The organism is Nonomuraea sp. WAC 01424 (assembly GCF_003947315.1).
In the GTDB taxonomy this organism is placed as follows: Bacteria; Actinomycetota; Actinomycetes; order Streptosporangiales; family Streptosporangiaceae; genus Nonomuraea; species Nonomuraea spiralis.
The window spans coordinates 314891-340582 of record NZ_QHHZ01000012.1 but is presented as its reverse complement, the minus strand read 5'-3'; the positions used below and the strand labels follow the sequence as shown (position 1 = coordinate 340582).

Below are 25692 nucleotides of genomic sequence, written 5' to 3'. Positions count from 1 at the left end.
AGGGCCCTCGACGGCCCAGGGCCAGCGGGCCCCCAGGGCTCAGACCGCCCGGGGCCACTGGCCTCCAGTGTCGGACCGCATGGGCCAGCGGGTGCCGTCCGGCCAGGCGTGCACGTAGCGCGCGCTGCCCAGCGAGAACTCGATGTGCCCCCGTACCCAGTGCTCAAGGCCGCGGACGTAGGTGCGGACCGGCAGCGGGGCCCAGCTCTCCAGCGCCGCCCGCCGGTCGAGGAACGCGGCGATCGCCTGGTTGTGCATCTCGGAGACCTCCAGCAGGGCTTCCTGGAGGGTGAGGTCCTTATGGGTGGCCAGCACGGTGACGAGATTGTGCCGGGCTTTGTCGTTGTCGCGCTCCTTGGCGTAGGAGAGAAGGTCGTTGTCCCAGCCGATGAGGTCGCAGGCCAGGTCCGACAACATGCGTACGTCGGGGTGGTGCCATTCCTCGGCTTCGAGGCGGTAACCGCCGCCGCCGTCGATGAGGGCGAAGCAGGTGTAGGTGGCTCCGGTGATACGGCGCATCAGGACGTAGTCCTGCGGCGTGGGGATCAGGTCGACCTCGCGGTTGGCGGCCTCCCAGATCTGGGCGAACAGGTACTCCTTGACCGTGATGCGCCACCGGTCCACCTGGGCGGGGGTGGAGGCGTCCATGATGCGGTGGAGGAGTTCGTTCAGGGCGACTCCGAAGGGGTCCTTCTCGTCGGGCTCCCTGCGGCCGTCCAGGATCTCCAGGAGCGGGGGCAGGGCGCGGGCGAGCGCCGAGGCGCGGTGGCCCATCAGCTCGCCCTCGCAGAACGCGTCGTCGAACGCGAAGAGCCAGTTGTACCAGTCGTTGATCAGCCGGAGGCTGTCTCGTGGGACGTCGGGGTTGGTACGTGCCGCGAGCAGGCCGATCTTGGAGCGCCGGAAGTGTTCGATGGTGTCGGCGCCCTTGAGCATGTTTGAGGCGGCCAGCCATGCGTGGCTCTCCGCGTCGACCTCCGCGGCGTGCACGTTGATCTCGTTCGGGAACGGGCACGGGAGCGGAGGGATGTGGAGTGGTCGCCTACCGAAGGAATGCGCAGAAGTAGCCACTCCTTCAGCATGACGATCGGCTGTTCAAAAGGCCACACTCGACAACTTGGAGCCCTTTAATGCCTTTTTCACACTATGGATCCCTTTAAGTGAACCATTGGATAAACTCGTCATTTTCGAACATTCGGGCTGTGTCCAATGCGGACGGAGCACCTGCCCGCGGATCCGCCCCCGCCTCCAGCAGCGCTCTGACCACGTCCGACTCCTTCTTGAACACGGCCCCGGCGAGCGGCGTCTGCCCGCGGTCGTTCGCGCGGTCGGGGTCGGCCCCGGACGCGACGAGCATCCGTACGGTCTCGGCGTGGCCGTGATAGGCCGCGAGCATCAGCAAAGTGTCACCTTTGCTGTTGGACAAATTAGCCGGAACGCCAGCCTCCACGTAGGCGCGCAGCGTCTCGGTGTCGCCCGCCCTGGCCAGGTCGAACATCCTGGTGGCGAACGCTTCCAGCTCCGGATCCTCGTCCATCTGTCCCATTGTGCCTCGATAGGGTGCCCTGCACGGAATCGATCCGACTCGCCATAGGTTCTGGGGAAGAGTACCTAGGGAAAGGCTGTCCAACCGTGTTCGACCCGAAGGATCTCTACAGGCTCGCAGACGACGCGCCCGAGCTGACCGATCCGGTGTTGCTGTACCACTTCGACGGTTTTGTCGACGCGGGCGGCGCCGGACGCCTCGCGCTGGGCCACCTGCTGGCCGAGCTGGAGCACCGGGTCGTGGCGACGTTCGACGTGGACCGGTTGCTCGACTACCGGTCCCGGCGGCCCATCATGACCTTCGACACCGACCGCTGGGTCGAGTGTGAGACCCCCGAGCTGGCCGTCCATGTCGCCAACGACGCCACGGGCACGCCGTTCCTGTTGATGAGCGGCCCGGAGCCCGACCGGGAGTGGGAGCTGTTCACCCGCGCGGTGGCCGAACTGGTGGAACGGTTGCGGGTGAGCAAGATCGTGACGATGCACGGCATCCCGATGGCGGTGCCGCACACCCGCCCGCTTGGCATCACCATGCACGCCAGCCGCCCCGAGCTGATCAACTCGCAGACCAGCGCCTTCGGCCGGGTCCAGGTGCCGGGGAGCGCGGCGGCGCTGCTGGAGCTGCGGCTCGGCGCGCAGGGGCGGGATGCGGTCGGGTACGCGGTGCACGTGCCGCACTACCTGTCGCAGGCGGAGTACCCCACGGCGGCGGTGACCGCGCTGGAGGCGGTGACGCGGGGCACCGGCCTGGTGTTCCCGATGGAGGGGCTGCACGACGCGGCCCACCGTACGACGGCGGAGATCGAGGAGCAGATCCAGGCGTCCTCGGAGTTGTCGACCGCCATCAGCGGGCTGGAGCAGCAGTACGACGCGTTCGCCGGCGGGTCGGAGCGGGAGAACCTGATGGCCGAGACGACCCCGATGCCCACGGGCGACGAGCTGGCCGCCCAGTTCGAACGTTTCCTCGCCGAACGCGACGACGAATGACTCCCGTCCGGCCGCTCCCGGTTCCGCCGGGGCGGCCGGATAGCCTGGCCGGATGAGCGAGATCCGGGTCGGCCTGATCGGATACGGCACCGCGGGCGCGTACTTCCACGCCCCGCTGATCCACGCCACCCCCAGCCTGCGGCTGGCCGCGGTCGTGACCCGCGATCCGGCGCGGCAGGCCGAGGTGGCCGACAGGTACGGCGCCGCCGGTGTGGCGGACGTACGGGAGTTGTGGGGGCGCAGCGACCTCGTGGTGGTCGCCTCGCCCAACCGGACCCACGTGAGCATGGCCGCCGCCGCGCTCGCCGAGGGCCTGCCCGTGGTCGTGGACAAGCCGGTGGCCCGTACCGCCGAGGAGGCCCGCGAGCTGGTCCGGCTGGCCGAGGCGGCCGGCGTCATGCTGACCGTGTTCCAGAACCGGCGCTGGGACGGCGACTTCCGCACGGTCCGCCGGCTGATCGCCGAGGGACGGCTGGGCGACGTGCTGCGGTACGAGTCGCGCTTCGAACGCTGGCGGCCGGTGCCGAAGGGCGGCTGGCGGGAGACCGGCGGCGCGGAGGAGATCGGCGGCCTGCTGTACGACCTGGGCAGCCACCTGATCGACCAGGCGCTGCAACTGTTCGGCCCGGCGCACGAGGTCTACTGCGAGAGCGACGTACGGCGGCCGGGTGTGGCCTCCGACGACGACACGTTCGTCGCGCTGAGGCACGCGGGCGGGGTGCGCTCCCATCTGTGGGCCGGCTCGCTGGCGGCACAATCCGGTCCGCGGCTGCGGGTGCTCGGCTCGGCGGGGGCGTTCGTCAAGTACGGCATGGACGTGCAGGAGGAACGCCTGCGCGCCGGCCTGACGCCGGACTCGCCCGGGTTCGGCGAGGACGAGGAGAGCCGCTGGGGGCTGCTCGGCGCCGACGGCGACGCCCGGACCGTTCCCACGGAGCCGGGCGCGTACCTGGACTTCTACCGGGAGGTGGAACGCGCCCTGCGTGAGGGCGCGCCACCCCCGGTCGATCCGCGAGGAGCGATCGACACGCTCGCCGTCATCGAGGCCGCCCACCTGTCAGCCACCCAGCGCATGGTCGTCCACCTGGGCTGACCGCGAGGGGCGAGCGAGGCTTCAGCGCAGGCGGGCGTTCAGCGCGGTGGTGTCGGCCTCGGTCCAGCCGTGGCCGTGCAGCCAGCCCATCGGGCCGTCGAAGCGGTCGTCCAGCACCTTCAGGAACTGCTCGATGTAGCGGGCCCGGGGGCGGTGGTCGTCCGCCGGGCGGGAGTCGAGGTCGTCCCGGTAGGTGGAGCTCGCGCGCAGGCGCTTGAGTATCAGCTCCAGCCGCTCGCCCGTCGCCACGTAGTCGTCCACGATCGCCGCGCGGGTGGCTCCGGCGACCTCCAGCGCCAGGGCCGACAGCACGCCGGTGCGGTCCTTGCCCGCCGCGCAGTGCACCAGCGCGGCCCCGTCGTCGCGGGCCATGGTGCGCAGGGCCGCCACGACGGCGTCCGGACGGTCGCGCAGGTAGCCGAAGTAGAAGCCGGTCACGCGGAGGTCCTCGTCGATGACCCGTTCCTGCCAGGGCAGCACGCGGTCGCCGTCGATGGAGCCGGCCTCGACGTCGGTGTGCCGGCCGCCCTCGGCGAACAATGTCAGGTGGTGGTGGGTCACCTCCGGCGTGAGGGTCAGCGGGCCGGGCCCCTCCAGGGAGACCTCGGGGGTCGAGCGCAGGTCCACCACGTGGCGCAGGTTCAGCTCGCTCACCAGGAGCGACACGTCCGCCGGGGTGAGGCCCTGCAGGTTGTCGGCTCGGAAGATCCGGCCGCGGCGGGTGAGCCCGCCGTCGCGGGTGGGAAGTCCGCCCAGGTCACGTACGTTGACGGCGCCTTCCAGATCGATCCATCTTGTCATCTCATTCATCAGCTTGACCCTATATGTCCTCCAATCATGAGCGAATTCCTTGTTCATAACGCAGCATGAACGTATGGATCCACGAGCGCTGCCACCCCGGCTGGTGATCGATCCATCGCTGCCCCCGGAGGTCTCGGTCGAGTTGCGGTCGAGCCCGCACATCCTCCGTATGGCCCGTTCCGGCAAGCGGATGGACCCCAGCTTCAGTCCTGTCCTGCTCTTCGCGCTTCCGGCTCTGCTGTTGATGGTCTGGATCGTGACCGGCCAAGGCGAAGTCGCCTTCATCTCCGGCATCGGCATGGGACTGATCGCCCTCATCCGCTGGATGGCGCTGGACAGCTCCCACCGGATCGTCAAACGAAGACTGCGCCTGGCCAACACCTACGCCGACCGTTTCATCCTTCCCGAGGACCTGGACCGTCCCTGCCAGATGTTGTTGCGCCGCGCCCAGGACGCGGCCGAGGCCGTCCTGAATTCCAAGGTCCACAAGGCCGGGCTGATCGACTCGGTCGAGAACCAGGTGTCGCTGCCGGAGGAGATCTGGCAGATCTCCCACCGGCTGCGGCGGTTGTCGTCCATGCACGCCGAGCACGGCCGGCTCATCCCCCGCGAGCTGCCGCCGGGCATGGAGGACGCGTTCAAGCCGTACACCAGCGCCCTCGACACCGCCTGGACGTCGCTCTCGCACCGCGTACGCCACCTGGAGAAGTACGCCAAGCAGGTGCTCAAGGCGGACAAGGTGTTCCACGCGCACAGACGCCTGGAGGCGCTGGCCGCCAAGACCCCCGAGTACCAGCAGCTCCTCGCCGACACCGTACGGGACGAACTGGCGCACGAGCGCATCAGGGAGCTGGCCGACCAGGCGGCGCACGTGCGCAAGCTGTTCGAGGAGAGCGTCATGCAGGCAAGGCAGGCGGCCGGCGAACTGCTGAGAACGCCCTTCAGCGACACGTACGGCACCGGCGCGATCGGCCGCCAGGCCACGACCGGCCCGCAGCGGCACCCCTCGCGCGACTCCTGAGCACCGGGACGATCAGGGCCTGGCCTGGCGCAGGAGCTCAAGGGTGCGGCGCATGCCCGCCTCGTTCCCCAGACTGCGGTAGATCTCCCTGGCCTGCTCCAGCGGCTCGACCGCCGCGCCGTGCCCGCCCCCGTCGAGGTGCGCCTCGCCGAGGTAGCGCAGGCTCCTGGCCATCCACCAGCGATCCTCCAGCTCCTGGAACCCGTGCACGGCCCGGCGCAGCTCGTGCTCGGACTCCTCGATCCGCCCGAGCCTGGCCAGCGCCCGCCCGGCCGAGACCGCGTTGCGGGCCACCCCCCACGAGTCGCCGAGCGCCACGAAGATCTCCTCGGCCCGGCGCACGTACCCCAGCTCCCGCGCCCCGCCCGCCGGGTCGCCCACCTCGCCGGCGGCGCGCAGGCAGCGGGCCTCCTCCCACAACTCGCCGCGCTGCCTGAACATCTCGGCCGCCCGGTCGAGGCTGAGCCCGGCCTTGGTGAACATGGTGGCGGCGGCCCTGTGGTCGCCGGCCCGCCGATCGCCGCGCGCCTGGGCGGCCAGCACCTCGCCGTACGCGCGCAGCGTCTGGGCCTCGGAGTAGCGGTTGCCCGCCCGTTCGAAGATGTCCAGGGCGTCTTCGAGCAGCTCGCGGGCCTCCTCGGGGCGCCGTTCCGCCATGCGCATCTCGGCCAGGTTGCGCTGGGTGCGGGCCATCCACCACAGGTCGTCCTCGCCCTTGAACGCGGTGATCGCCCCGATCAGGTAGTCCTGGGCGCGGTCGAGGTGCCCGTCGCTGAACAACGTCATGCCGATCGTGCGCATGGCCCTGGCCGCCCACCAGGTCTCGCCGAGCTCGCCGAAGATCTCCAGCGCCCGTTCGGCCTCGCGCAGCGCGCGGTCGCGCAGGCCCATGCCGCCCCGTACGGCGGCGCTGTCCAGCAGCGCGATGGCCAGCGCGCGCCGGTCACCGGTACGCCGCGCCGCCTCGCAGCCGATGTCGGCGACCGCCGCCCAGTCGGCCCAGTAGGCCCGCAGCGAGTGGCACAGCGAGCAGAACGCCCTGGTCAGCCCCCATGTCAGCTCCCAGAGCCGGAGCTGCGCGGCCAGGTTGATCATGCCGAGCAGCGTGAGCCGTTCGGCGTTGAGCCAGTCGCCCGCGCCGAGCTGGCCCTCCGCGCTGGCCCGGCGCCCGCCCTTGCTCCAGTCCTGGGGCCAGCGGTTCTGGGCGGCCTCCTCGGCCCGGCGGCGGTAGCCGTGCAGGACACGTTCGACGGCGGACCTGCGGCGTTCCTCCTCGTCCTGTCCGGCCAGCTCGGCGGCGAACACCCGGACGAGGTCGTGCAGGCGGTAGCGCATCGTGCCGGTCTGGTCGGTGCCGGAGCACTCGGCGAGCTGGGCGTCGATCAGGGCTTCGAGCTGGTCGGCGCCGTCGAGGCCGGAGATGTCGAGCAGCTCCCCGGCCACCCACCCGGGCACGTCGGGCGCGGGCAGCGCGCTGAGCAGGCGCAGCAGGCGGCGCTGGATCCCGGTGCAGTCGTCGTAGCTGAGCTGCACGGAGGCCCGTACGCTCTTGTCCACGCCGTTGGCCACCTGGAGCTGGTCGAGGCGGCGGCGTTCGTCGGCCAGCCGCCCGGCCATCTCGCGCAGGGTCCACTGCTCGCGGGTGGCCAGGCGTCCGCCGCAGATGTTGATCGCCAGCGGCAGATGGTCGCACAGCCGGACGATCTTCTTGGCCGACTCCAGGTCGTCGACGACCCGCCCGCCGCCGGCCAGCCGGGCCAGCAGTTCCACGCCGTGCGCCTCGGTGAACACGCCGAGCCGCGTGTCGTGCGTGCCGTCCAGGAACAGCGGGGCGCGCGAGGTGACCAGCACCGCGCAGCCGGGCTCGGCCGGGATCAGCGGTTTGACCTGGGCGGCGTCGTGGGCGTTGTCCAGGCCGATGAGGATCCTGCGGCCCTTGGTCCAGGTGAGCCAGAGCGTACGCAGCTCGTCGAGGCCGCCCGGGTCGGTGGCCAGGCGCACGCCCAGGCCGCGCAGGAAGCCGATCAGCACCTCGTCGGGGCGTACGGGGGCGTCGACGCCGCCGCGCAGGTCGGCGTAGAGGCGGCCGTCGGGGAACCAGTTCGCGACCTCCTGCCCGAACCTCGTCACCAGCGCCGACTTGCCGACGCCGCCGCGGCCGTACACGGAGACGACCAGGGGCGGTGACAGGGCGGTGGACCTGCGGCGGGCGGCGAAGACCTCACGCAGGGCGGCGAGGGAGTCGGCGCGGCCGGTGAAGTGCTCGGGCACGGGCGGCCACTGGTCGGGCGGCAGGGCGCCGGGCTCGACCGGCGCGCGGCGCCGGGGCTTGGTCTCGGTGGTGGCCCAGGTGGTCACCCCGACGAGCAGCGCCGCCGCGAGTGTCACCCCGACCTTGGCGACCGGCGGGATGTCCCATTCCAGCGAGGCGGCCAGCACGCTCGCCGCGGCGGCGGCGAGCCCGGCCGAGACGGGCGCCGCCCAGGCGGCCCGCTTACGTCGTGGCTTGTCCGGTAAGTTCCCCGTCACCGAACACCCCCTTCCCGGGGGTGATTCAAGCGGATGGGGCACGGCCCACGCCAGCCGTACCCCATCTTCGCGCTACAGACCGATCACGTGACAGGTGGCCGTGGCGGTCTTGGTCGGATCGCTCTCCGAGGTGGCGGTGAGCTTGACGCGGGCCAGGCGGTCGCCGCCGGACGCGCGCACGGCGTTGACCGTCACCGGCGCCTGCTTGCCGAAGGCCACGGAGGCCAGGGCGTTGGGCAGCTGGGCGCTCCAGCCCTTGCCCTGTACCTCGGCCGTGAGCCGGTAGACGTCGGAGTTGAGGTAGGCGCTGACGTCCTCGGGGTGCTGCCCCTGGGCGGGCGCCGCCTTGCCGGTGTTGAACAGCGGGAAGGTGCAGGTGGAGATGTTCTTGCCGGTGGGGACGCCGGCCCCGGGCAGCACGCGGACGCCGCGCTTCTGCGGGCCCGAGCCGTCGAGCGAGCGGATGGCGACGGTGTAGGACAGCTCGCCGTCACGGTTGCGCTTGAGGTCGGTGACGTAGAAGTGCAGGCGGTTGGCCTGGTCCTCGTACTCGTACTCGCTGCCGGAGTCGGTGCCGACGTGGAAGAGGGCGTCCGAGAGCTGGCGGAAGTCGCCGACGGTGATCGGCACCTTGGTCCCGTCGGGCATCACGTAGTCGGTCATGCCGATGTCCTGCGGGTTGGCGTCGATCACCCACTCGAACGGCGCCCGGTCCTCGTTCTTGGTCTTGGCCAGGAGCACGCCGGCGTCGGGAGTGAAGGAGTCGGAGCCCATGCGGTCCACGACCTCGACCGTGTAGTTCTGGTAGCCGCCGCGGTCGCACAGCGGGTCGGTCGTGGCGCAGGTGCTCTTGTCGCCGGGGGCGTCGAAGGAGATGTTGACGCCCGACAACTCGTTCTGCCCCGGCTGTACGGCGCGGGCCAGGACCTTGGCCGTCACCAGGCCCGACTCGTCGAGAGCCTCACGCGACAGGCGCAGGACGTTCTGCTCGTCGACCATGCCCAGCTTGAGCTTGTTGCGCAGCATGTGCTGGGCGCCCATGGACGCGCCCGCCGTGGGCGGGATCAGCCAGCGGGAGTGCGGACCGCCCGGGCCGTTGAAGCTGCCGCGGCTGAGCATCTCCCAGATGCCGGTGTAGGCCCGGATCGGCGGCACCCCGTACGGGTTGTTGTAGTTGTCCAGCACGCCGAGGATGTGGCTGAACTCGTGGGCATAGACGGCCATGCCCGAGCTCTCGGCCTGGACGGAGTCGACGCCGATGTTGGCGTTGGGCCAGAAGTTGGAGGCCGCCTGCCAGGAGGACCAGTCGACGTAACGGGTCTTCAGCCAGTTGGGCAGGGCCGGGTCCGGCGGGCCCCACTCGTCGGGCACGTCCTCCTTGGTCGGGAACTTCATCATCCCGAACTCCTGCCAGGTGGACGACTCGTCCTGGCCGGCGCTGAGGTAGAAGATGAAGTCGTACTGCTTGGCGACGTCCTCGCCGACGGCGTTGATCCAGGCGTTGTGGCCGTCGGTGCGCAGGTTCTTGTTGCACGTGTCGCCCGCCGGGCAGCCGGAGGTGCCGTTGAAGCCGGGCTCCAGGGCGTACTCGTGGTCCTTGCCCGGCATCGTGTACGGGCCGAACCCGCTCAGCTCGACGCCGTACCGGCCGCCGGAGTCCTCCATCCAGTACTCGTGGATGGTGTGACCCTTGTTGAGGGTGTTCGGCGTGTTGAGGAAGTCCTGGTAGAACTTGGCCACCTGGTCACGCGGGACGTCATGGGCCTCGGCGCTCGGGTTCGCGTAGATCGTCGAGCCCTTGGGCTGGGTGACGACGAACGCCTGGTTGGGGTAGTCGAGCAGCACCAGCGCGCCCTTGAACGTGCGCTTGGAGCCCTTGACGGCCGGGTCGTTCCACTTCGTGCCGGGCGGCTTCTTGTAGTCCGCCCACGTCATGTGGTCCGGGTTCTCCCAGTTCTGCGGGTCGAGGGGCGTGAGGCCACCGGGAGGACGGGCGCGCAGCGTCTGCGCGTCGGCCGATTCGTCCTGCTGCCAGGGCTGGGTCTGCGGCCAGTGGTTCTGCCGCCACGGGTACTCAGGATCATCAGTGGGGGGTGCTGCGGAAGCAGGGGTCGCCATCAGGCTCACCGGGATCAGCACGATGGCCGCCAGCAAACCCTTCAGCAGCTTCTTCGGGGCGTTCACGGATCGACGGTATAGACGATATTGACGGAGATCACCGATCAGCTGTAGGGAAGACGTGTAGCAAGGCTTCCGACATTTGTTGAAATATCCAGCTTGACCTAGGTGGGCCTGTGGCGGATCTCCAGCGGATCGTGGACGACCTCGCCGCCCGTCTCGGGCGCCCTCTGCTCCTGGAGGACCGCGTCCAGCGCGTGATCGCCTACAGCGAGCAGAACGGCGCCATGGACGACATCCGCCGCGACTCCGTCCTGCGCCGGCACACCACCGCCGAGGTGCGCGAGTGGCTGCGCGCGGCGGGCGTGCACGAGGCGCAGGCGCCCCTGCGCACGGCCGGGGCGCCGCACCTGGGCCTGCTGCCGCGCGTGTGCGTCCCGTTGCGGCACACCGACGGCCTGCTCGGCTTCCTGTGGTTCATCGACTCCGGTCCGGCCATGTCCGACGAGCAGGTGGCCGAGGCGCCCGCGGCCGTCCCGGGGCTGGCGCTCGCGCTGTTCCACGAGAGCCTGGCGACCGGGCTGGCCTCGCACCGGGAACTGGAGGCGGTCACCGGGCTGCTGCGCGGCGAGCGGGACGCGGCCAGGCGGCTCATCGAGGCCGGCGCGTTCCCGCAGGCGCAGCCGGTGACCGTGCTGGTGGCCCGGCCGCGTTCGACCGAGCCCGACGACGCGCTGCGCCTGGCGCTGGAACAGGGGCTGCTGGCCCTGCGGCGGCGGCTGAGCGGGCACCATCCGCTGCACCTGGTGCGCTACGACCACGCCGTGCTGCTCACCGCCGGGCCGCCGGTCCCGCCCGACGAACTGCACGCGGCCATGCCGGTCCCGGTGGTCGTGGGCATCGGGCGTACGCGGTGCGAGCTGGCGCAGGCCGCGGACTCGTACGCGGAGGCCAGGCACGCGGCCGAGGTGACCGCGCGGGTGCCGGGGCTCGGGCGGTCGGCGGAATGGGCGCGGCTCGGCGTCTACCGGATACTCACCCAGCTCTCGGACCAGGAGGTGCATCCCGGGCTCGACGGGCTGCTGGCCGACGAGCAGTACCTGCCGCTGCTGGAGACGCTGGAGACGTACCTGGACCTGGCGGGCAGCGCGGTGGCGACGTCCCGGGCGCTGCGGCTGCACCGTACCTCGCTGTACTACCGGCTGCAGCGGGTGGAGGAGCTGGCGCGTACGGACCTGAAGGACGGCGGCGAGCGGCTGGCGCTGCACCTCAGCCTGAAACTGGCCCGGCTGTCCGGCCGCTACCAGCCCCGGGACGCCCGCGGCGGCGACTGATTGCCTTCCCCACCATCGCTCGCGTTTAATGCCAAAAGGGCAAATCCGACGGGAGCGCCGATGGCGGGTGCGAAGCGTGCTGTGCCGGTTCTGGGCAGGCGCGCGCCCGCGCCCGTCGTGGCCCACTCCGCTCCCCTGGTGCTGCCGGTCTGCGCCGCGCCCGTCCGCGACGGGACGGTGGTGATCAGGGGCGAGCGGGTGCTCCAGGTGGGCTCGCGGGAGGAGCTGCTGTCCAGCTTCCCCGTCACGCGGGAGATCCGCTGGCCGGGCCTGATCGTGGCCGGGCTGGTGGACGCCTGCTCCGCGCCCGCGCCGCCGGGCCCCGGGGTGACGACGCGGACCACCGTACTGACCGGCCCCGCCGACCTCACGAGCCTGCCCGGCGTCTCGTACGTCGAGGTGTCCAGCGCCTCCGAGCAGGAGTGGGAGGACCACGACCGGGACGCGCTGATCACCGCCCTGCGCGAGGTGGACCGGCCGTGCCCGGTCGGGATCGCGGCCGGGACCCGCGACCCGCAGGTGCTGGAGGACGTGGCCGTGCTGGCCAGGACGTTCGGCCTGCGGCTGCTGGCCGGGCTGGACCGGCACTCGCCCATGGCCCTCGACGAGGCGGGCGTGCTCGGCCCGCACTGTCACGTGGCCTGCGCCCGGCCGCTCGACCCCGGCGAACGCAAGCTGCTGCGGCTGCGCCGGAGCGTGATCGCCCTCTGCCCGCCGGGGCAGACGCGGGCCGCCGACGTGCTGGCCCTGCTGGAGGAGGGCAACCGCCTGGCCCTGGGCACCCGCGATCCGGCGGGCGGCGGGCCGGGCGACCTGCTCGGGCTCGCGGCCGTCGTCCGGGAGCGGGCCCGGGAGCTCGGGCTGCGCGTACGGGGCCTGGACCGCCGGCTGGTCGAGGCCGCGACGCTGGGCGGGGCGCGAGCCCTGGGCCTGGACGCCGGGCCGGGCCGGATCGGCTCGCTCGGGCCGGGCAGCCGGGCCGACTTCGCCGTCTTCGACGCCCGGGGACGCTACCCGTACTCGGCCCTGATGGGCCGCCCGCCCTGCCTCGGCACGGTGACGGGCGGCACGGTGACGGGCACGGTGACCGGCGGCACGCTCACCTGAACTGGGCGTCCACGGCGCTCAGCAGGTCGCTGAGCTGGTCCCGCTGGTCCTGCGACAACACCGCGAACAGGCTCTCGCCGGCCTCCCTGCGCGCCTCCCGCGCCCGTTCGGCCATGGCCCGGCCCGCGTCGGTGAGCACGACGAGCGTCGAGCGCCGGTTGGCCGGATCGACCTCCCTGCGCACCAACCCCGACCCCTCCAGCGCGTCCACGACGGGCGTCAGCGAGCGCGGCACGATCCGCAGCTCGTCGGCCAGTTGCACCATGCGCAGCGGCCGGTCGGCGGCGCCGAGCGCGCGCAGCGCCCGCGCCTGACCCGGATTGAGCCCGAGCGGCACCAGCCGGTGGACGTATCCGTGGCGCAGACGCCTGCTGACCAGGTGCAAGAGCTCGGCGAGCTCCTTCTCTCCCATGCCGCCAAGTTTAGCCGGAACAATTATGAGTTAACCTCTGTTTGAGTGGACATCCGAAAGGAGGCCCCATATTGGCCGACGAACCACGCGCGCCGCTGCGGCGCATCATCGGACTCTTCACCCCCTACCGCGGCCGGCTGGCCCTGGTGGGCTCGTTCATCCTCCTGTCGTCCCTGGTCGGGCTGGCCTCGCCGTTCCTGCTGCGCGAGGTGCTGGACGTGGCGATCCCGTCCCGCGACGCGCTGCTGCTCACGCTGCTGGCGCTGGGCATGATCGCGGTCGCGGTCACGACGAGCGTCTTCGACGTGCTGCAGACGCTCATCTCCACCACCGTGGGCCAGCGGGTGATGCACGACCTGCGCATCTCGGTCTACTCCCACCTCCAGCGCATGTCGCTGGCCTTCTTCACCCGTACGAAGACGGGCGAGGTGCAGTCGCGCATCGCCAACGACATCGGCGGCATGCAGTCGGTGGTCACCTCCACCGCCACCTCGATCATCTCCAACCTCACCACCGTGATCGCCACGATCGTGGCCATGCTCGCCCTCGACTGGCGGCTGACCGTGATCTCGCTCCTGCTGCTGCCGGTGTTCGTGTGGATCAGCCGGAAGGTCGGCGCCGAGCGCAAGCGCATCACCGCCGACCGCCAGCGCAAGCTCGCCGTGATCTCCTCGATGGTCCAGGAGTCGTTGTCGATCAGCGGCGTGCTGCTGGGCCGGACCATGGGCCGCTCCCCCGAGCTGACCGAACGGTTCGGCCGGGCCTCCGACGAACTGGCCGAGCTGGGCGTACGGACGAGCATGGCCGGGCGGTGGCGGCAGTCGTCGATCCAGATCATCATGGCCGCGATGCCCGCGCTGGTCTACTGGGCCGTCGGGTACACCGGCATCATCTCCGTCGGCACCCTCGTGGCCTTCACCACGCTCCAGGCCGGCCTGTTCCGGCCGACGGTGTCGCTGCTGCGGCTCGGCGTCGAGGTGCAGAGCTCGCTGGCGCTGTTCGGCCGCATCTTCGAGTACCTGGACCTGTCGGTGGACATCCACCCCGGCGCCCGCACCCTGGAACGGGTACGCGGCGAGGTGCGCTTCGAGGGCGTCGACTTCGCCTACGAGGACGAACGCACCCTCGACGCCGTCGACGTCACCGTCCCCGCGGGCACGACGCTGGCCATCGTGGGCGAGACCGGCTCGGGCAAGACCACCCTCAGCTACCTCCTCCCCCGCCTGTACGACGTGACCGGCGGCCGGGTGACCATCGACGGCGTGGACGTACGCGACCTGACGTTCGAGACGCTGAGCGAGGTGGTCGGGGTGGTCTCGCAGGAGACGTACCTGTTCCACGCCACGATCGCGGACAACCTGCGCTTCGCCCGTCCGTCGGCCACCGACGAGGAGCTGGAGGAGGCGGCGCGGGCCGCGCGCATCCACGACCACATCGCCTCGCTGCCCGACGGCTACGACACGATGGTGGGCGAGCGCGGCTACCGGTTCTCCGGCGGCGAGAAGCAGCGCCTGGCCATCGCCCGTACGCTGCTGCGCAACCCGCCGGTGCTGATCCTCGACGAGGCCACCAGCGCCCTGGACACCCAGACCGAGCGAGCCGTGCAGGAGGCCCTGGACACGCTGGCGCGGGGGCGTACCACGATCACGATCGCCCACCGGCTGTCGACCGTCCGCGACGCCGACCAGATCGTCGTGCTCGCCCGCGGGAAGGTCGTCGAGCGCGGCACGCACGACGAGCTCATGACCCTCGGCGGCCACTACGCCGCCCTGGTCGACCGGGACCGCCCCCTGGAACTGGTCTGACTTCCCCGTTCACCCCGTTCAAGGCCAGGACCCGTTCTGCCGCCCCGCCCCCTTCCGCCCCCGGCTGGAGAACGCCTGACCCCGGGACGGGCTTAGTCTCTTCACGTGCACAACACCAGATACGCGCCCAACGGCATGGTGTGCAGCGTCGACCACCTGGCCTCGGCCGCCGGGGTGGCCGCGCTGGACCGCGGCGGTTCCGCCGCCGACGCGGCGATCGCGGCCAACGCCGTGCTCGCCGTGGTCGCGCCCCACATGTGCGGGCTCGGCGGCGACCTGTTCGCGCTCGTCCACGACGGCTCGGTGACCGCCCTGAACGCCTCCGGCCGGGCCGGGTCCGGCGCCGACCCCGCCAGGCTGCGCGCCGAGGGTCACACCCGCATGCCGCACCTGCACGACATCAGGTCCGTGCCGGTGCCCGGCTGCGTCGACGGGTGGCTCGCCCTGCACGTCCGGCACGGCCGTCTGCCCATGGCCGAGCTGCTGCGGCCGGCGATCGGACTGGCCCGCGACGGCTTCCCCGCCTCCCCGCTGATGGTCGCGGGCGCGCGTACGGCGGCCGGACGGCCGGGCGGCGGCGACTTCGCCGAGGTCCGCGCGGCCGGCGACCGGGTGACCCGCCCGGGGGTGGCCCGCGCGCTGCAGGCCGTGGCCGACGGCGGCCGGGACGGCTTCTACCTCGGCGAGTTCGGGCAGGGCCTGATCGAGCTGGGCGACGGCGAGTACACCGCCGCCGACCTGGCCGCCCCCACGGCCGACTGGGTCGAGCCGCTGCGCGTACGCGCCTTCGGCCACGACGTCTGGTCGATGCCGCCCAACTCGCAGGGCTACCTGCTGCTGATGTCCCTGGCCATCCTCGACGGGCTCGACCTGCCCGGCTCGCCCCGCCATCCGGCCTGGGCCCACCTGCTGGCCGAGGCCGCGCGGGCCGCCGGGCACGACCGGCCCGCCCTGCTGCACGAGGACGCCAAGGACCTGCTCGACCCCGGCGAGATCGCCCGCCGCCGGGCCCTGGTCCAGCCGGCCGGACGGCTGCGCGTGCCCGTCCCCGCCGCGGACGGCGACACGACGTACCTGTGCGCGGTGGACGGCGACGGCATGGGCGTGTCGCTTATCCAGTCGAACGCGTCCGGGTTCGGCGGCATGCTCTTCGAGCCGCGTACCGGGATCAACCTCCACAACCGCGGCATCGGCTTCTCGCTGCGCCCCGGCCACCCGGCCGAGTACGGCCCCGGCCGCCGCCCGCCGCACACCCTGGCCCCCGCCCTGATCACCCGCCCCGGCGGCGCGCTCAGGACGGTCGTGGGCACGATGGGCGGCGACGCGCAACCGCAGATCCTGGCCCAGATCATCACCCGCCTGCTGCACCACGGCGAGGAGCCCGGCCAGGCGCTCGCCGCGCCGCGCTGGCGGCTGGCCGGCGGCGGCACCGGCTTCGACACCTGGGACGCCCCCGACGACGTCGTGCTCGACCTGGAGGAGGGCACGACCTGGGCCGACGGCCTGGCCGCGCTCGGCCACCCGGTGCGGACGCTGCCGTACGGGGGCTCCTTCGGCCACGCCCATCTCGTCGACGTCCGCCCGGACGGGATGCTGGCGGGCGCCGCGGACCCGCGTTCTCTCGTCGGAGCCGCGCTCGGCCGTTAGCCCACGGACAAGGATGAGCTACAAAACCCCCTAAGGCAGGCCAAGTGTGAGGATTTCGGTCCGTACGGTGGGTAGGGGGCGCAGTATGAGCGAACTACCTCCGGACCGATTCGGCATGGCCGACGAGCAGGACATCGAGGTCAGGGAGTGGACCGACGACCTCGGCCTGCACCACGAGGTCAAAGAGGACGACCCTCAGCACGAGGCCACACTCGACGAACGGCTGCGCCAGGAGCTGCCCGACCGCCTGCGCCGCGGCCCACGTGCGGAGCACCGGCTGACCGAGCCCGACGAGGGCGCCCACCCCGACACCGAGGACGAGGCCATCGGCGTCGACTGGGACGCCGACCGGGAGGACCTGTCGGCCGAGGAGCGCGCGCTGCGCATCGACCCCGACGAGGACCTCAGCTGACCCGTACGGGCCCGGAAAACCTCAGGTGAGCTGTCGCAGGGCGGGCAGCAGCGCGTGCAGGTCGTCGACGATCACGTCGGCGGCCTTCGCCTGCGGACGTTCGGCGTGCAGGAAACCCCAGGGGCCGCGGCGCAGCAACGCCGTGCGCATGCCAGCCCTGGCCGCCGGGAGCACGTCGTTGTCGAGCCGGTCGCCGACGTAGAGGATCTCGGCGGGCTCGTGGCCCGCCACCGAGGCCACCTTGGCGAAGAACTCCGGGGCGGGCTTGGACAACCCCCAGCCCTCGGAGGTGTGCACGGAGTCCACCGGCAGGTCCATCGCCACCAGGGCGTCGAAGGCGCGGCGGGGCTGGTTGCCGGCGATGATCACCTGGTATCCGGCCGCGCGCACGGCCGCCAGCGCCTCCCGGACGTCGGGATAGAGGTCGCCGTCGTCGAAGTGGTTGCGCAGCCCGGTGGGGTCGTCGCGCTCCCAGGCCGCGATCTCGGCCTCCACGTCGAGGCCGGGGCGGACGAGCTCGAACGCCTCTCGGTGGGAGCGGTCCAGCGCCGCCATGCCGCCCAGCGCGCCCATGAGCACGAACCTGCTCACGCCCAGCCGGTCGGCCCAGCGCGACCAGATGCGGGTCTCGTCGATGAGCGTCTCGCCGACGTCGAGCACCACAGCCCTGACCATCATTCCCCCTGTTCGTACGTGCGCCGCCCCGAGCTCAGGGCCGCAGCTTCTCCATCGCCTTGGTGATGCGCTTCTCCGACACGGGTGTGGGGGTGCCGAGGGTCTGGGCGAAGAAGCTGACCCGCAGCTCCTCGATCATCCAGCGGACCTCCCCCACGTCGGGGTCGCCCCGGCGGGCCGGGTGCAGGTGTTCCAGCAGGTCCTGGTAGTCGTCCTCGATCTTGTGCACGCGGTCCATCCACTCCTCGTCCCGCCAGGGCTCCTCGGGGAGCTTGATGAGACGGCGCTCGATGGCCCGCAGGTAGCGCAGCACGTCGGGCAGGCGGCGGGTGCCGGTGGCGGTGACGAACCCCTTGTGGACGAGCCTGCCGAGCTGCTCGCGTACGTCCTCGGTCGAGGCGCCGGCGCGCAGGCCGTCGAGGCGGGTGCCAATGGCGTGCCAGACGCTCAGGATCTGCTCGCCCTTGGCCAGCACGTCGGCCGCCGTGTCGTGCAGCTCGGCCCGGACGTGCTGGTAGAGCCGGTCGAAGCCGACCGGGTCCCAGGCCGGGCCGCCGAGGTCGAGCATCAGCTTGTCGACGGCCGCGTTGACCACGTCGTCGAACAGCGCCACGGCCCCGCCGTGTGGGCTGCGGGACAGGGCCAGCTTGGCCTGGTTGGACAGGCCGCCGAGCAGGGACCTGGCCGGATTGGTGACGTTGAGCAGGAGCAGGCGGCGGGTGCCGGGCCAGTGGGCGCGGCGCTGCTCGGCCGCCGTCTCGAAGATCTTGACCGAGACCGAGTCGCCCGCGTCGACGAGCGCCGGGTAGCCCTTCATCCGGCCCTGCTCGAACACCTTGGGCAGGGTGCCGAAGCTCCAGGTGCGCTGGCCGGTGCGCTCCAGGTCGTCGCCGGCCTCCGACAGGGTCTTGCGCAGGCGCGGCGCGAGGCGGCGCTTGAGCGCGTCGAGGTCCTTGTCCTCGGCGACCGTGCGCTTGCGTTCGTCGATCACCCGGTAGGTGATGCGCAGGTGGTCGGGCACCTGGTCGAGCTGCCACGCCTCGTGCGGCACGCGGACGCCGGTCAGCCGCAGCAGCTCGCGTTCCACGGCCTCCAGCAGCGGCTCACCACCCTGCCTGACGCCGTCCAGCACCTGCTTGGCGTAGTTGGGGGCGGGCACGAAGTTGCGGCGCAGGTGTTTGGGCAGCGACCTGATCAACGCGGTGATCAGGTCTTCGCGCAGGCCCGGGATCTGCCAGTCGAAACCGTCGGAGTTGACCTGGTTGAGCACCTGCAACGGCACGTGGACGGTCACACCGTCGGCGTCGGCGCCCGGCTCGAACTGGTAGGTCAGCCGCATCCGCTGGCCGAGTTGCTTCCAGGTGTCGGGGTAGTCGCGGGCGCTGACGTCGGCGCCCTCGTTGACCAGCATCTCCGGCGAGAACGTGAGCAGCTCGGGCTGCTCCTGCCTGGCCTGCTTCCACCACGAGTCGAAATGCCTGGCCGAGACGACGTCGGCGGGGACACGATGGTCGTAGAAGTCGTACAGGGCCTCGTCGTCGACCATGATGTCGCGGCGGCGGGCCCGGTTCTCCAGCTCCTCGACCTCTTCGAGCAGCCGCCGGTTGTCCTTGAGGAAGCGGTGGTGGGTGTCCCAGTCGCCCTCGACCAGGGCGTGCCGGATGAACAGCTCGCGCGACAGGTCGGGGTCGATACGCCCGTAGTTGACCTTGCGGCCGACCACGAGCGGGACGCCGTACAGGGTGACCTTCTCCAGGGCGATCACCGCGCCCTGGTTCTTCTCCCAGTGGGGCTCGGAGTAGGTGCGTTTGACCAGGTGTTGCGCCAGCGGCTCGACCCAGTCGGGCTCGATCTTGGCGTTGACCCGGGCCCACAGGCGCGAGGTCTCGACCAGCTCGGCCGACATCAGCCACTGCGGCTGTTTCCTGGCCAGGGCCGAGCCGGGGAAGACGGCGAAGCGGGCGTTGCGCGCGCCGATGTACTCCTGGATGGGCCGCCGCCCGTCGGCGGCGCGCTGCTTGTCCATGACGTCCTTGACGCCGATGTGCGACAGCAGCCCGGCCAGCAGCGACACGTGCACCTGGTAGGGGTCGGCCACCCCGCTGCCGGGCTGGGCGCCGAGGGCCTGGCGGACCTGGCTGTAGATGTCCTGCCACTCGCGGACCCGCAGGTAGTTGAGGAACTCGGACTTGCACAACCGCCGGAACGCGCTGGAGGACAACTCCTTCTGCTTCTCGCGCAGGTAGTTCCACAGGTTGAGGTAGGTCAGGAAGTCGGAATCGGGGTCGGCGAAGCGCCGGTGCTTCTCGTCGGCCTGCTGCTGCTTGTCCGACGGGCGCTCGCGCGGGTCCTGGATGGACAGCGCGGCGGCGATCACCATGACCTCGCGCAGGCAGCCGTTCTTGTCGGCCTCCAGCACCATGCGGCCGAGCCGCGGGTCGACCGGCAGGGTCGCCAGCTTGCGGCCGACGCCGGTGAGCTTGCCCTGGGCGTCGAACGCGCCCAGCTCGTGGAGCAGGTTGACGCCGTCCTTGACCTGGCGGCGGTCGGGCGGCTCGACGAACGGGAACGCCTCGATGTCGCCCAGCCCGATCGAGGTCATCTGCAGGATGACCGAGGCCAGGTTGGTACGCAGGATCTCCGGGTCGGTGAACTCCGGCCGGGCGAGGAAGTCCTCCTCCTCGTAGAGCCGGATGCAGATGCCGTCGGAGGTACGGCCCGAACGGCCCTTGCGCTGGTTGGCGCTGGCCTGCGAGATGGCCTCGATGGGCAGGCGCTGCACCTTGGTGCGGTGGCTGTAGCGGGAGATACGGGCGTAACCCGGGTCGACGACGTACTTGATGCCGGGGACGGTCAGCGAGGTCTCGGCCACGTTGGTGGCCAGGACGACGCGGCGGCCGGTGTGGCGCTGGAAGACGCGATGCTGCTCGGCGGCGCTCAGCCGGGCGTAGAGCGGCAGGATCTCGGTGTTGCGGAAGTCGGCCTTGGCCAGCGCGTCGGCGGCGTCGCGGATCTCCCGCTCGCCGGACAGGAAGACCAGGATGTCGCCGGGGCCCTCGGTGACCAGCTCGCGGCAGGCGTCGACGATGCCCTGCGTCTGGTCGTCGTCCTCCTCCAGCGGGCGGTAGCGGACCTCGACCGGGTAGGTGCGGCCGGACACCTCGATGATCGGCGCGTCGTCGAAGTGGCGGGAGAAACGTTCGGGGTCGATGGTGGCGCTGGTGATGACGACCTTGAGGTCGGGGCGCTGCGGGAGGAGCTGTTTCAGGTAGCCGAGGATGAAGTCGATGTTGAGGCTGCGTTCGTGGGCCTCGTCGATGATCAGGGTGTCGTACTGGTCGAGCAGGCGGTCGTTCTGCAGCTCGGCCAGCAGGATGCCGTCGGTCATCAGCTTGACCAGGGTGCGCTCACTGGCCTGGTCGGTGAAGCGGACCTTGTAGCCGACCACCTCGCCGAGGTCGGTGCCGAGCTCCTCGGCGATGCGCTCGGCGACGGTACGGGCGGCGATGCGGCGGGGCTGGGTGTGGCCGATGAGCCCGCGTACGCCGCGCCCGAGTTCGAGGCAGATCTTGGGGATCTGGGTGGTCTTGCCGGACCCGGTCTCGCCCGCGATGATCACGACCTGGTGGTCGCGGATGGCGGCCAGGATGTCGTCCCTGCGCTGCGAGACCGGAAGGTTCTCCGGATATCGCACCTCAGGTACGGCCTCGCGCCGCCGCACCAGCCGCTGCTCGGCCCGTTCCACGTCGGCGAGGATCTCGGTGACGATCTTGTCCCGGGCCTCGCGGGAGCGGACCCGGCGCATGCCGTCGAGCCTGCGCCGCAGCCGCCGCTGGTCGCGCGGCATGAGCTCGGGCAGGCGGGACTGGAGGTCGGCGAGCGGAGAGGACAACGAAGGTGTTCCCATACTGCTTTCAGGATATTTGAGCCCCGTGGCCCCGGAGCCAACGGCCCATGGTGCCCCACGTGGGCCGCCTCCCGCATCCCAATATCGCGGCGCCGCCCCGCCGCCGCGGCCCCTACCTCGCCGACCGGGTGGCGGCGTGGCGGGCGGCGCCGATGATGCCGGCCTCGTTCTGCAGGGCGGCGGGCACCACGGGGGTGTCGATGGTGACGTGCGGCAGGAACTTGTCGGCCTTCTTGCTGACGCCCCCGCCGATCACGATCAGGGCCGGCGAGAACAACATCTCCACGTGCTTGAGGTAGGTCTCCACCCGTTCGGCCCACTTCTCCCAGCTCAGGTCGTGCTCCTCGCGGGCCCGCGCGGACGCGCGGTCCTCGGCGTCCTTGCCGTGCAGCTCCAGGTGGCCGAGCTCGGTGTTGCACACGAGTGTGCCGTCGACGAACAGCGCGCTGCCGATGCCCGTGCCGAAGGTCAGGATCAGCACGGTCCCGCCCCGGTCGCGGCCGTGGCCGAAGGTCATCTCGGCGATGCCCGCGGCGTCGGCGTCGTTCAGCACCGTCGCCCCGCCGAACAACTCGGCGGCGTCCACGCCGATCCACGAATGGTGGACGTTGGCCGCCGTCCGCACGACGCCGTCCACGACCACGCCGGGGAAGGTGATGCCGACCGGGCCGTCCCACTCGAAGTGCTTGACGATCCGGCCCACCACCTCGGCCACCCCTTCGGGCTTGGCCGGCTGGGGCGTGGCGATGCGCAGCCGCTCCTGGACGAGCTCCCCGGCCTCGGTGTCCACCGGGGCGCCCTTGATCCCCGAACCGCCGATGTCGATGCCCAACACGTTCATGCCTCTCCTTCTCCCCCTCCCCGGACGGGAAAACTCGCCCGCCGAGATTTCCGGCCCGGCTGAACCCGTTCCGCGCCCTTCGCGTATCTCGCGTCACAAGCGCTAACTAGGAGGCAAGGATGCGGCTCCGCATCATCACACTCTGCGCTGTCGCGGTCGTTCTGGGCGCGACTCTCACCACCCCCGCGCACGCGACCACCAGGACCCGTTTCGACGTCATCAACCTTGTGTCGGACGTCAAGGGCAAGGCCCCCGTGACCGACCCCAAGGTCGTCAACCCGTGGGGCCTGGCCATGGGCAAGACACTGTGGGTCTCCAACACGGGCACCGGCACCGCCACCGTCTACTCCGGCACGGGCAAGAAGGAGAAGACCGAGGTGTGGATCCCGGGCGGCTCCCCGACCGGCCAGGTGTTCAACCCGGGTGACGGCTTCACCGTGAAGGGCAGACCGGCCACGTTCATCTTCTGCAGCCCGAGCGGCGCGATCACCGGCTGGAACGCCGAGGCGGACCCGTCCAACGCGGTCATCGCCGCGTTCACCCGCGGCGCCGACTACAAGGGCCTGGAGCTCGTACGCACCGGCGACGGCGACTTCCTGCTGGCCGCCGACTTCGCGCACGGGCGCGTCCACGCCTTCGACGAGAACTTCCGGCGCATCCGCCTGGCCGGCTGGCAGTTCCAGGACTCGCAGGTGCCCCGCGGCTACAACGCCTACAACGTGGCCGTGGTCAACGGCAGCGTGTGGGTGTCGTACGCGCTGCGCGACCGTACCACCGGCAAGCCCGTCTTCGGCGCCGGCAAGGGCTTCGTGAGCCGGTTCAACGCCGACGGCCGCCTGACCGGCCGCGTCTCCAGGGTCGGGCTCAACGCCCCCTGGGCCATGACCGCCGCCCCGCGCGGCTGGGGCCAGTACGCCGGCGCCCTGCTGGTCGGCAACTTCGGCGACGGCACCGTGCACGCGTACAAGGGCAACCGCCACCTGGGCGCGATCACCGCCTCCAACGGCCGGCCGGTCGTGCTCCCCGGGCTGTGGGACCTCGAACCCGGCACCGCGGCCACCGGCGGCGTGAACACGCTGTGGTTCTCGGCCGGCATCGACGGCGCCAAGCACGGCCTGATCGGGATGATCGCCCCCACCGGCACCCGGCCGACCTCCTCGGCCGCCCCCGCGAGCACGCCCGCTCCGACGCGCGGCACTCCGAAGTCGCAGTCGCCCTACGGCGGCAGTGGCGGCTACTGACCGGGTGCTTCTCGGACGTTCCCGGCGCGGCCCGCGCCCGCCGCGCCGGGAACCGCCGGTTTTCCCGGCCAAAACTTCAGCGAGATATGGACACGGAATGCGACGGAGCAGATACTCATCGTGTCAGTACCCTCATCCCTGCTGCCACGTCTCCCCCTTCAGCACCGCATACGCCGGCGTGCGCCGTGCTGCCCGGAAACCCGTGTCTGTCAGGGAACAGGACAAGGAGAGACCATGCGTTCCAAGAAGTCTCTGTTCCTTTCCGTCGCCGCCCTCGCCACCGCGGCCAGCGTGACGGCCACCGTCGTCGCCCTCCAGGGCGCCAGCCCGGTCTCGGCGGCCAGCCGCCAGGCGGCCCTGCCGCCCGGTTACCAGCTCGTCACCCTGCCCAACGCCAACGTCCCCAACTTCCAACGCCGCACGCTCTACTGCCCGGGGTCCAAGCACGTCCTCGGCGGCGGCGGCGAGGCCCGCGGCAACGGCGCGATCCTGGTCGGGTCGTTCCCCACCGACGACGCGCGCGGCTGGATCGTCCTCGGCCGCCAGATCGGCTACAACGACGTCGGCATCAGTGTCTTCGCGATCTGCGCCGACTGACCTCCCATCGGCCCCGCCCCTCGGACGGGCGGGGCCGATGCCCTTCGAGAGCTAACCGAGGACGGCCGCCAGGTCGGCGACGGTGCGGTAGTGAACGCCCGTCATGCCGAGTTCCCTGGCGGCTTCCACGTTCGGCAGCCGGTCGTCGACGAACAGGCAGCGCGCGGGCTCGGCCCCGGCCCGTTCGGCGGCGATCTCGTAGATGCGCGGGTCGGGCTTGGCCACTCCCACCCTGGCGCTGCTGACCAGGTCGTCGGCGAAATAGGTGAGCCCCAGCCGGTCGAGGTGCTCCTCCACGGTGTCCATGGCGTTGGTCACGATGATCACCGGCACGTACTGCTGGGCCTTGGCCAGCAGCGACATGACCTCCTCGTCCACCCAGAACGGCACCGCCCCGAACTCGGCCACCGCCTGCCGGGCCCGCTCGTCGCCGCCGAGGGCGACCGCGACGGCCTCCAGCCATTCCCGTTCGGTCATCCGGCCCAGCGTGGCGGGCATGATCAGCTCGGGGGCGAAGGCCGTGGCCATGAGCGGCAGGCCGTACCGGGCCTCGATCTCGGCCTGGAGGGTGTGGTCGAAAAGGCGCAGCACGCCATCGAGATCGGTGAGAACCGCGTCAAAGGGGAGCACAGCCACCATTCTGCCGCGAAGCACCGCATCCGCTGCTCCGAGAACGTTTCGCGTGCCACCAAAGCCCCCGGGCGACCGGCGGCACTACCATCTCCGAGACGGGATTCGGCATCGGAATGGTAGGGCATGGACGATCACCAGCTGCCACCTGAGTTGTGCCAGCTGTTCGCCGACGGCGGCAGGGGGCGCGGCCTGCCGCCGGGCCTGCCCGCGGGCGACGTGGTCTGGCCCGATCCCGCCTACACCCGGCAGATCGTGCCGGCGCGGCCGGCGTTCTGGATGAGCGACGAGCCCGCCGCGGGCGAGGACTGGTCGCTCATGCGGACCTGGCACCGGCACAGCGGCCTGTGGCCGGTCCTGCTCGACGAGTCCGCCCAGCCTTGGGCGATCGGGCAGATCGTGCCGGACGACCCGATGTTGATCGGCCACTTCACCGCCGAGGGGTTCATGACCGAGGTGTGGCAGGAGTGGGTGTCGCAGATGCCGCGCGACGCCCTGGCCGAGTTGGAGCCGTTCGGCGGGCTCTGTCCCGGCCTCGCGCCGCCCGGCGTGCCGCGCGCCGAGCCCGGCGACGTGGCCGACTGGCTGGCCCGCGAGCTGGCGCCCAAGGGCATGCCGCTCGGGCTGGTCGCGGCCGGCAGGGGGGCCGACGCGCTGGCGGTCATGGGCTGGCAGGGCGCGCTGCACCACAACGAGTGGATGGTGCCGATGGCGGCCGTCGTACGGAGCTGGGAGGAGCGGTTCGGGGCGCGGGTGGTGAGCGTCGGGTTCAACACGCTCGACCTGAGCGTGGCCGCGCCGCCCGCCGACATCGAGCACGCCCTGCACGTCGCCGCCGAGCACTGGACGTTCTGCCCGGACAACGTCGTGCAGGGACCGGGCGACCTCCAGGGGTACGCCGAACAGATCCTCGGCGCGTACGCGTGGTCGTTCTGGTGGGACTGAATCCCCGGTTTCTACGCTACTTTTGACCGGCGACAGGGAGGCGCG

The 25692-nt window shown here is 71.3% G+C and carries 21 protein-coding genes; 11 read left to right on the top strand and 10 right to left on the bottom strand.

The window, feature by feature from the left end; translation table 11 throughout:
• Window positions 1–39: 39 nt before the first annotated feature.
• Together DMB42_RS32220 and DMB42_RS32215 are read right to left on the bottom strand one after the other, a co-directional pair.
• The gene (locus DMB42_RS32220; protein WP_125640140.1) at window positions 40–990 is read right to left on the bottom strand and encodes a terpene synthase family protein; all 951 of its coding nucleotides are present in this window, start codon (window positions 988–990) and stop codon (window positions 40–42) included.
• A 166-nt stretch (window positions 991–1156) separates the two neighbouring features.
• Entirely contained in the window at window positions 1157–1546 is a 390-nt protein-coding gene (locus DMB42_RS32215; protein WP_221762444.1) for an ankyrin repeat domain-containing protein, read from the bottom strand.
• Window positions 1547–1632: 86 nt separating this feature from the next.
• On the opposite strand from DMB42_RS32215, the gene DMB42_RS32210 reads away from it, so the two are divergent.
• Both DMB42_RS32210 and DMB42_RS32205 read left to right on the top strand, forming a co-directional pair.
• Entirely contained in the window at window positions 1633–2532 is a 900-nt protein-coding gene (locus DMB42_RS32210) for a proteasome assembly chaperone family protein (protein ID WP_125640135.1), read from the top strand.
• A gap of 52 nt (window positions 2533–2584) precedes the next feature.
• Complete coding sequence (locus DMB42_RS32205) at window positions 2585–3625, top strand: Gfo/Idh/MocA family oxidoreductase (RefSeq protein ID WP_125640132.1); 1041 nt, start codon at window positions 2585–2587, stop codon at window positions 3623–3625.
• 21 nt (window positions 3626–3646) lie between these two features.
• On the opposite strand, the gene DMB42_RS32200 is transcribed toward DMB42_RS32205, so the two are convergent.
• Window positions 3647–4426, bottom strand: coding sequence for a tyrosine-protein phosphatase (locus DMB42_RS32200; RefSeq protein WP_312024773.1), 780 nt, complete (start codon window positions 4424–4426; stop codon window positions 3647–3649).
• Between the two features lie 73 nt (window positions 4427–4499).
• Here DMB42_RS32200 and DMB42_RS32195 point away from each other — a divergent pair, with 73 nt between their 5' ends.
• Window positions 4500–5447 (top strand): hypothetical protein, encoded by a 948-nt coding sequence (locus tag DMB42_RS32195; RefSeq protein WP_125640125.1) that lies wholly within the window; start codon window positions 4500–4502, stop codon window positions 5445–5447.
• A 12-nt stretch (window positions 5448–5459) separates the two neighbouring features.
• Here the strand turns inward: DMB42_RS32195 and DMB42_RS32190 are convergent, their stop codons facing one another.
• Window positions 5460–7976 carry a tetratricopeptide repeat protein gene (locus DMB42_RS32190; RefSeq protein WP_125640123.1) on the bottom strand — a complete coding sequence of 839 codons (2517 nt, stop codon included), beginning with the start codon at window positions 7974–7976 and terminating at the stop codon, window positions 5460–5462.
• Between the two features lie 72 nt (window positions 7977–8048).
• Window positions 8049–10160 carry a M6 family metalloprotease domain-containing protein gene (locus DMB42_RS32185; RefSeq protein WP_260478069.1) on the bottom strand — a complete coding sequence of 704 codons (2112 nt, stop codon included), beginning with the start codon at window positions 10158–10160 and terminating at the stop codon, window positions 8049–8051.
• A gap of 110 nt (window positions 10161–10270) precedes the next feature.
• Between DMB42_RS32185 and DMB42_RS32180 the strand changes: the two genes are divergently transcribed.
• Window positions 10271–11428 carry a CdaR family transcriptional regulator gene (locus tag DMB42_RS32180; protein ID WP_125640119.1) on the top strand — a complete coding sequence of 386 codons (1158 nt, stop codon included), beginning with the start codon at window positions 10271–10273 and terminating at the stop codon, window positions 11426–11428.
• Window positions 11429–11488: 60 nt separating this feature from the next.
• Window positions 11489–12535 carry an amidohydrolase family protein gene (locus tag DMB42_RS32175; RefSeq protein ID WP_125640116.1) on the top strand — a complete coding sequence of 349 codons (1047 nt, stop codon included), beginning with the start codon at window positions 11489–11491 and terminating at the stop codon, window positions 12533–12535.
• Here DMB42_RS32175 and DMB42_RS32170 read toward each other — a convergent pair.
• Window positions 12528–12947 carry a MarR family winged helix-turn-helix transcriptional regulator gene (locus DMB42_RS32170; protein ID WP_125640113.1) on the bottom strand — a complete coding sequence of 140 codons (420 nt, stop codon included), beginning with the start codon at window positions 12945–12947 and terminating at the stop codon, window positions 12528–12530. The two genes, DMB42_RS32175 and DMB42_RS32170, sit on opposite strands and share 8 nt — an antisense overlap.
• 71 nt (window positions 12948–13018) lie before the next feature.
• On the opposite strand from DMB42_RS32170, the gene DMB42_RS32165 reads away from it, so the two are divergent.
• The 3 genes from DMB42_RS32165 (at window position 13019) to DMB42_RS32155 (ending at window position 16811) form a co-directional block, all read left to right on the top strand.
• On the top strand, window positions 13019–14752 hold the full coding sequence (locus DMB42_RS32165) for an ABC transporter ATP-binding protein (RefSeq protein ID WP_312024772.1): 1734 nt from the start codon (window positions 13019–13021) through the stop codon (window positions 14750–14752).
• A gap of 105 nt (window positions 14753–14857) precedes the next feature.
• Window positions 14858–16399 carry a gamma-glutamyltransferase family protein gene (locus tag DMB42_RS32160; protein ID WP_125640107.1) on the top strand — a complete coding sequence of 514 codons (1542 nt, stop codon included), beginning with the start codon at window positions 14858–14860 and terminating at the stop codon, window positions 16397–16399.
• Between the two features lie 85 nt (window positions 16400–16484).
• Window positions 16485–16811 carry a DUF5709 domain-containing protein gene (locus DMB42_RS32155; RefSeq protein ID WP_229823225.1) on the top strand — a complete coding sequence of 109 codons (327 nt, stop codon included), beginning with the start codon at window positions 16485–16487 and terminating at the stop codon, window positions 16809–16811.
• Window positions 16812–16832: 21 nt separating this feature from the next.
• Here DMB42_RS32155 and DMB42_RS32150 read toward each other — a convergent pair whose 3' ends face one another.
• From DMB42_RS32150 to ppgK, 3 genes are all read right to left on the bottom strand, one after another.
• Window positions 16833–17486, bottom strand: a complete 654-nt coding sequence (locus DMB42_RS32150) for an HAD family hydrolase (protein WP_125640302.1) — start codon at window positions 17484–17486, stop codon at window positions 16833–16835.
• Between the two features lie 34 nt (window positions 17487–17520).
• The gene (hrpA, locus tag DMB42_RS32145; RefSeq protein ID WP_125640104.1) at window positions 17521–21393 is read right to left on the bottom strand and encodes an ATP-dependent RNA helicase HrpA; all 3873 of its coding nucleotides are present in this window, start codon (window positions 21391–21393) and stop codon (window positions 17521–17523) included.
• 112 nt (window positions 21394–21505) lie between these two features.
• Window positions 21506–22234, bottom strand: a complete 729-nt coding sequence (gene ppgK / locus DMB42_RS32140) for a polyphosphate--glucose phosphotransferase (RefSeq protein WP_125640101.1) — start codon at window positions 22232–22234, stop codon at window positions 21506–21508.
• Between the two features lie 119 nt (window positions 22235–22353).
• On the opposite strand from ppgK, the gene DMB42_RS32135 reads away from it, so the two are divergent.
• Both DMB42_RS32135 and DMB42_RS32130 read left to right on the top strand, forming a co-directional pair.
• Complete coding sequence (locus tag DMB42_RS32135; RefSeq protein WP_125640098.1) at window positions 22354–23475, top strand: TIGR03118 family protein; 1122 nt, start codon at window positions 22354–22356, stop codon at window positions 23473–23475.
• A gap of 234 nt (window positions 23476–23709) precedes the next feature.
• Window positions 23710–24072, top strand: coding sequence for a hypothetical protein (locus DMB42_RS32130; protein WP_125640095.1), 363 nt, complete (start codon window positions 23710–23712; stop codon window positions 24070–24072).
• Window positions 24073–24123: 51 nt separating this feature from the next.
• Here the strand turns inward: DMB42_RS32130 and DMB42_RS32125 are convergent, their stop codons facing one another.
• Window positions 24124–24702 (bottom strand): HAD family hydrolase, encoded by a 579-nt coding sequence (locus tag DMB42_RS32125; protein WP_221762443.1) that lies wholly within the window; start codon window positions 24700–24702, stop codon window positions 24124–24126.
• Between the two features lie 126 nt (window positions 24703–24828).
• Between DMB42_RS32125 and DMB42_RS32120 the strand changes: the two genes are divergently transcribed.
• Entirely contained in the window at window positions 24829–25647 is an 819-nt protein-coding gene (locus DMB42_RS32120; protein WP_125640090.1) for a DUF4253 domain-containing protein, read from the top strand.
• Window positions 25648–25692: the final 45 nt, after the last annotated feature.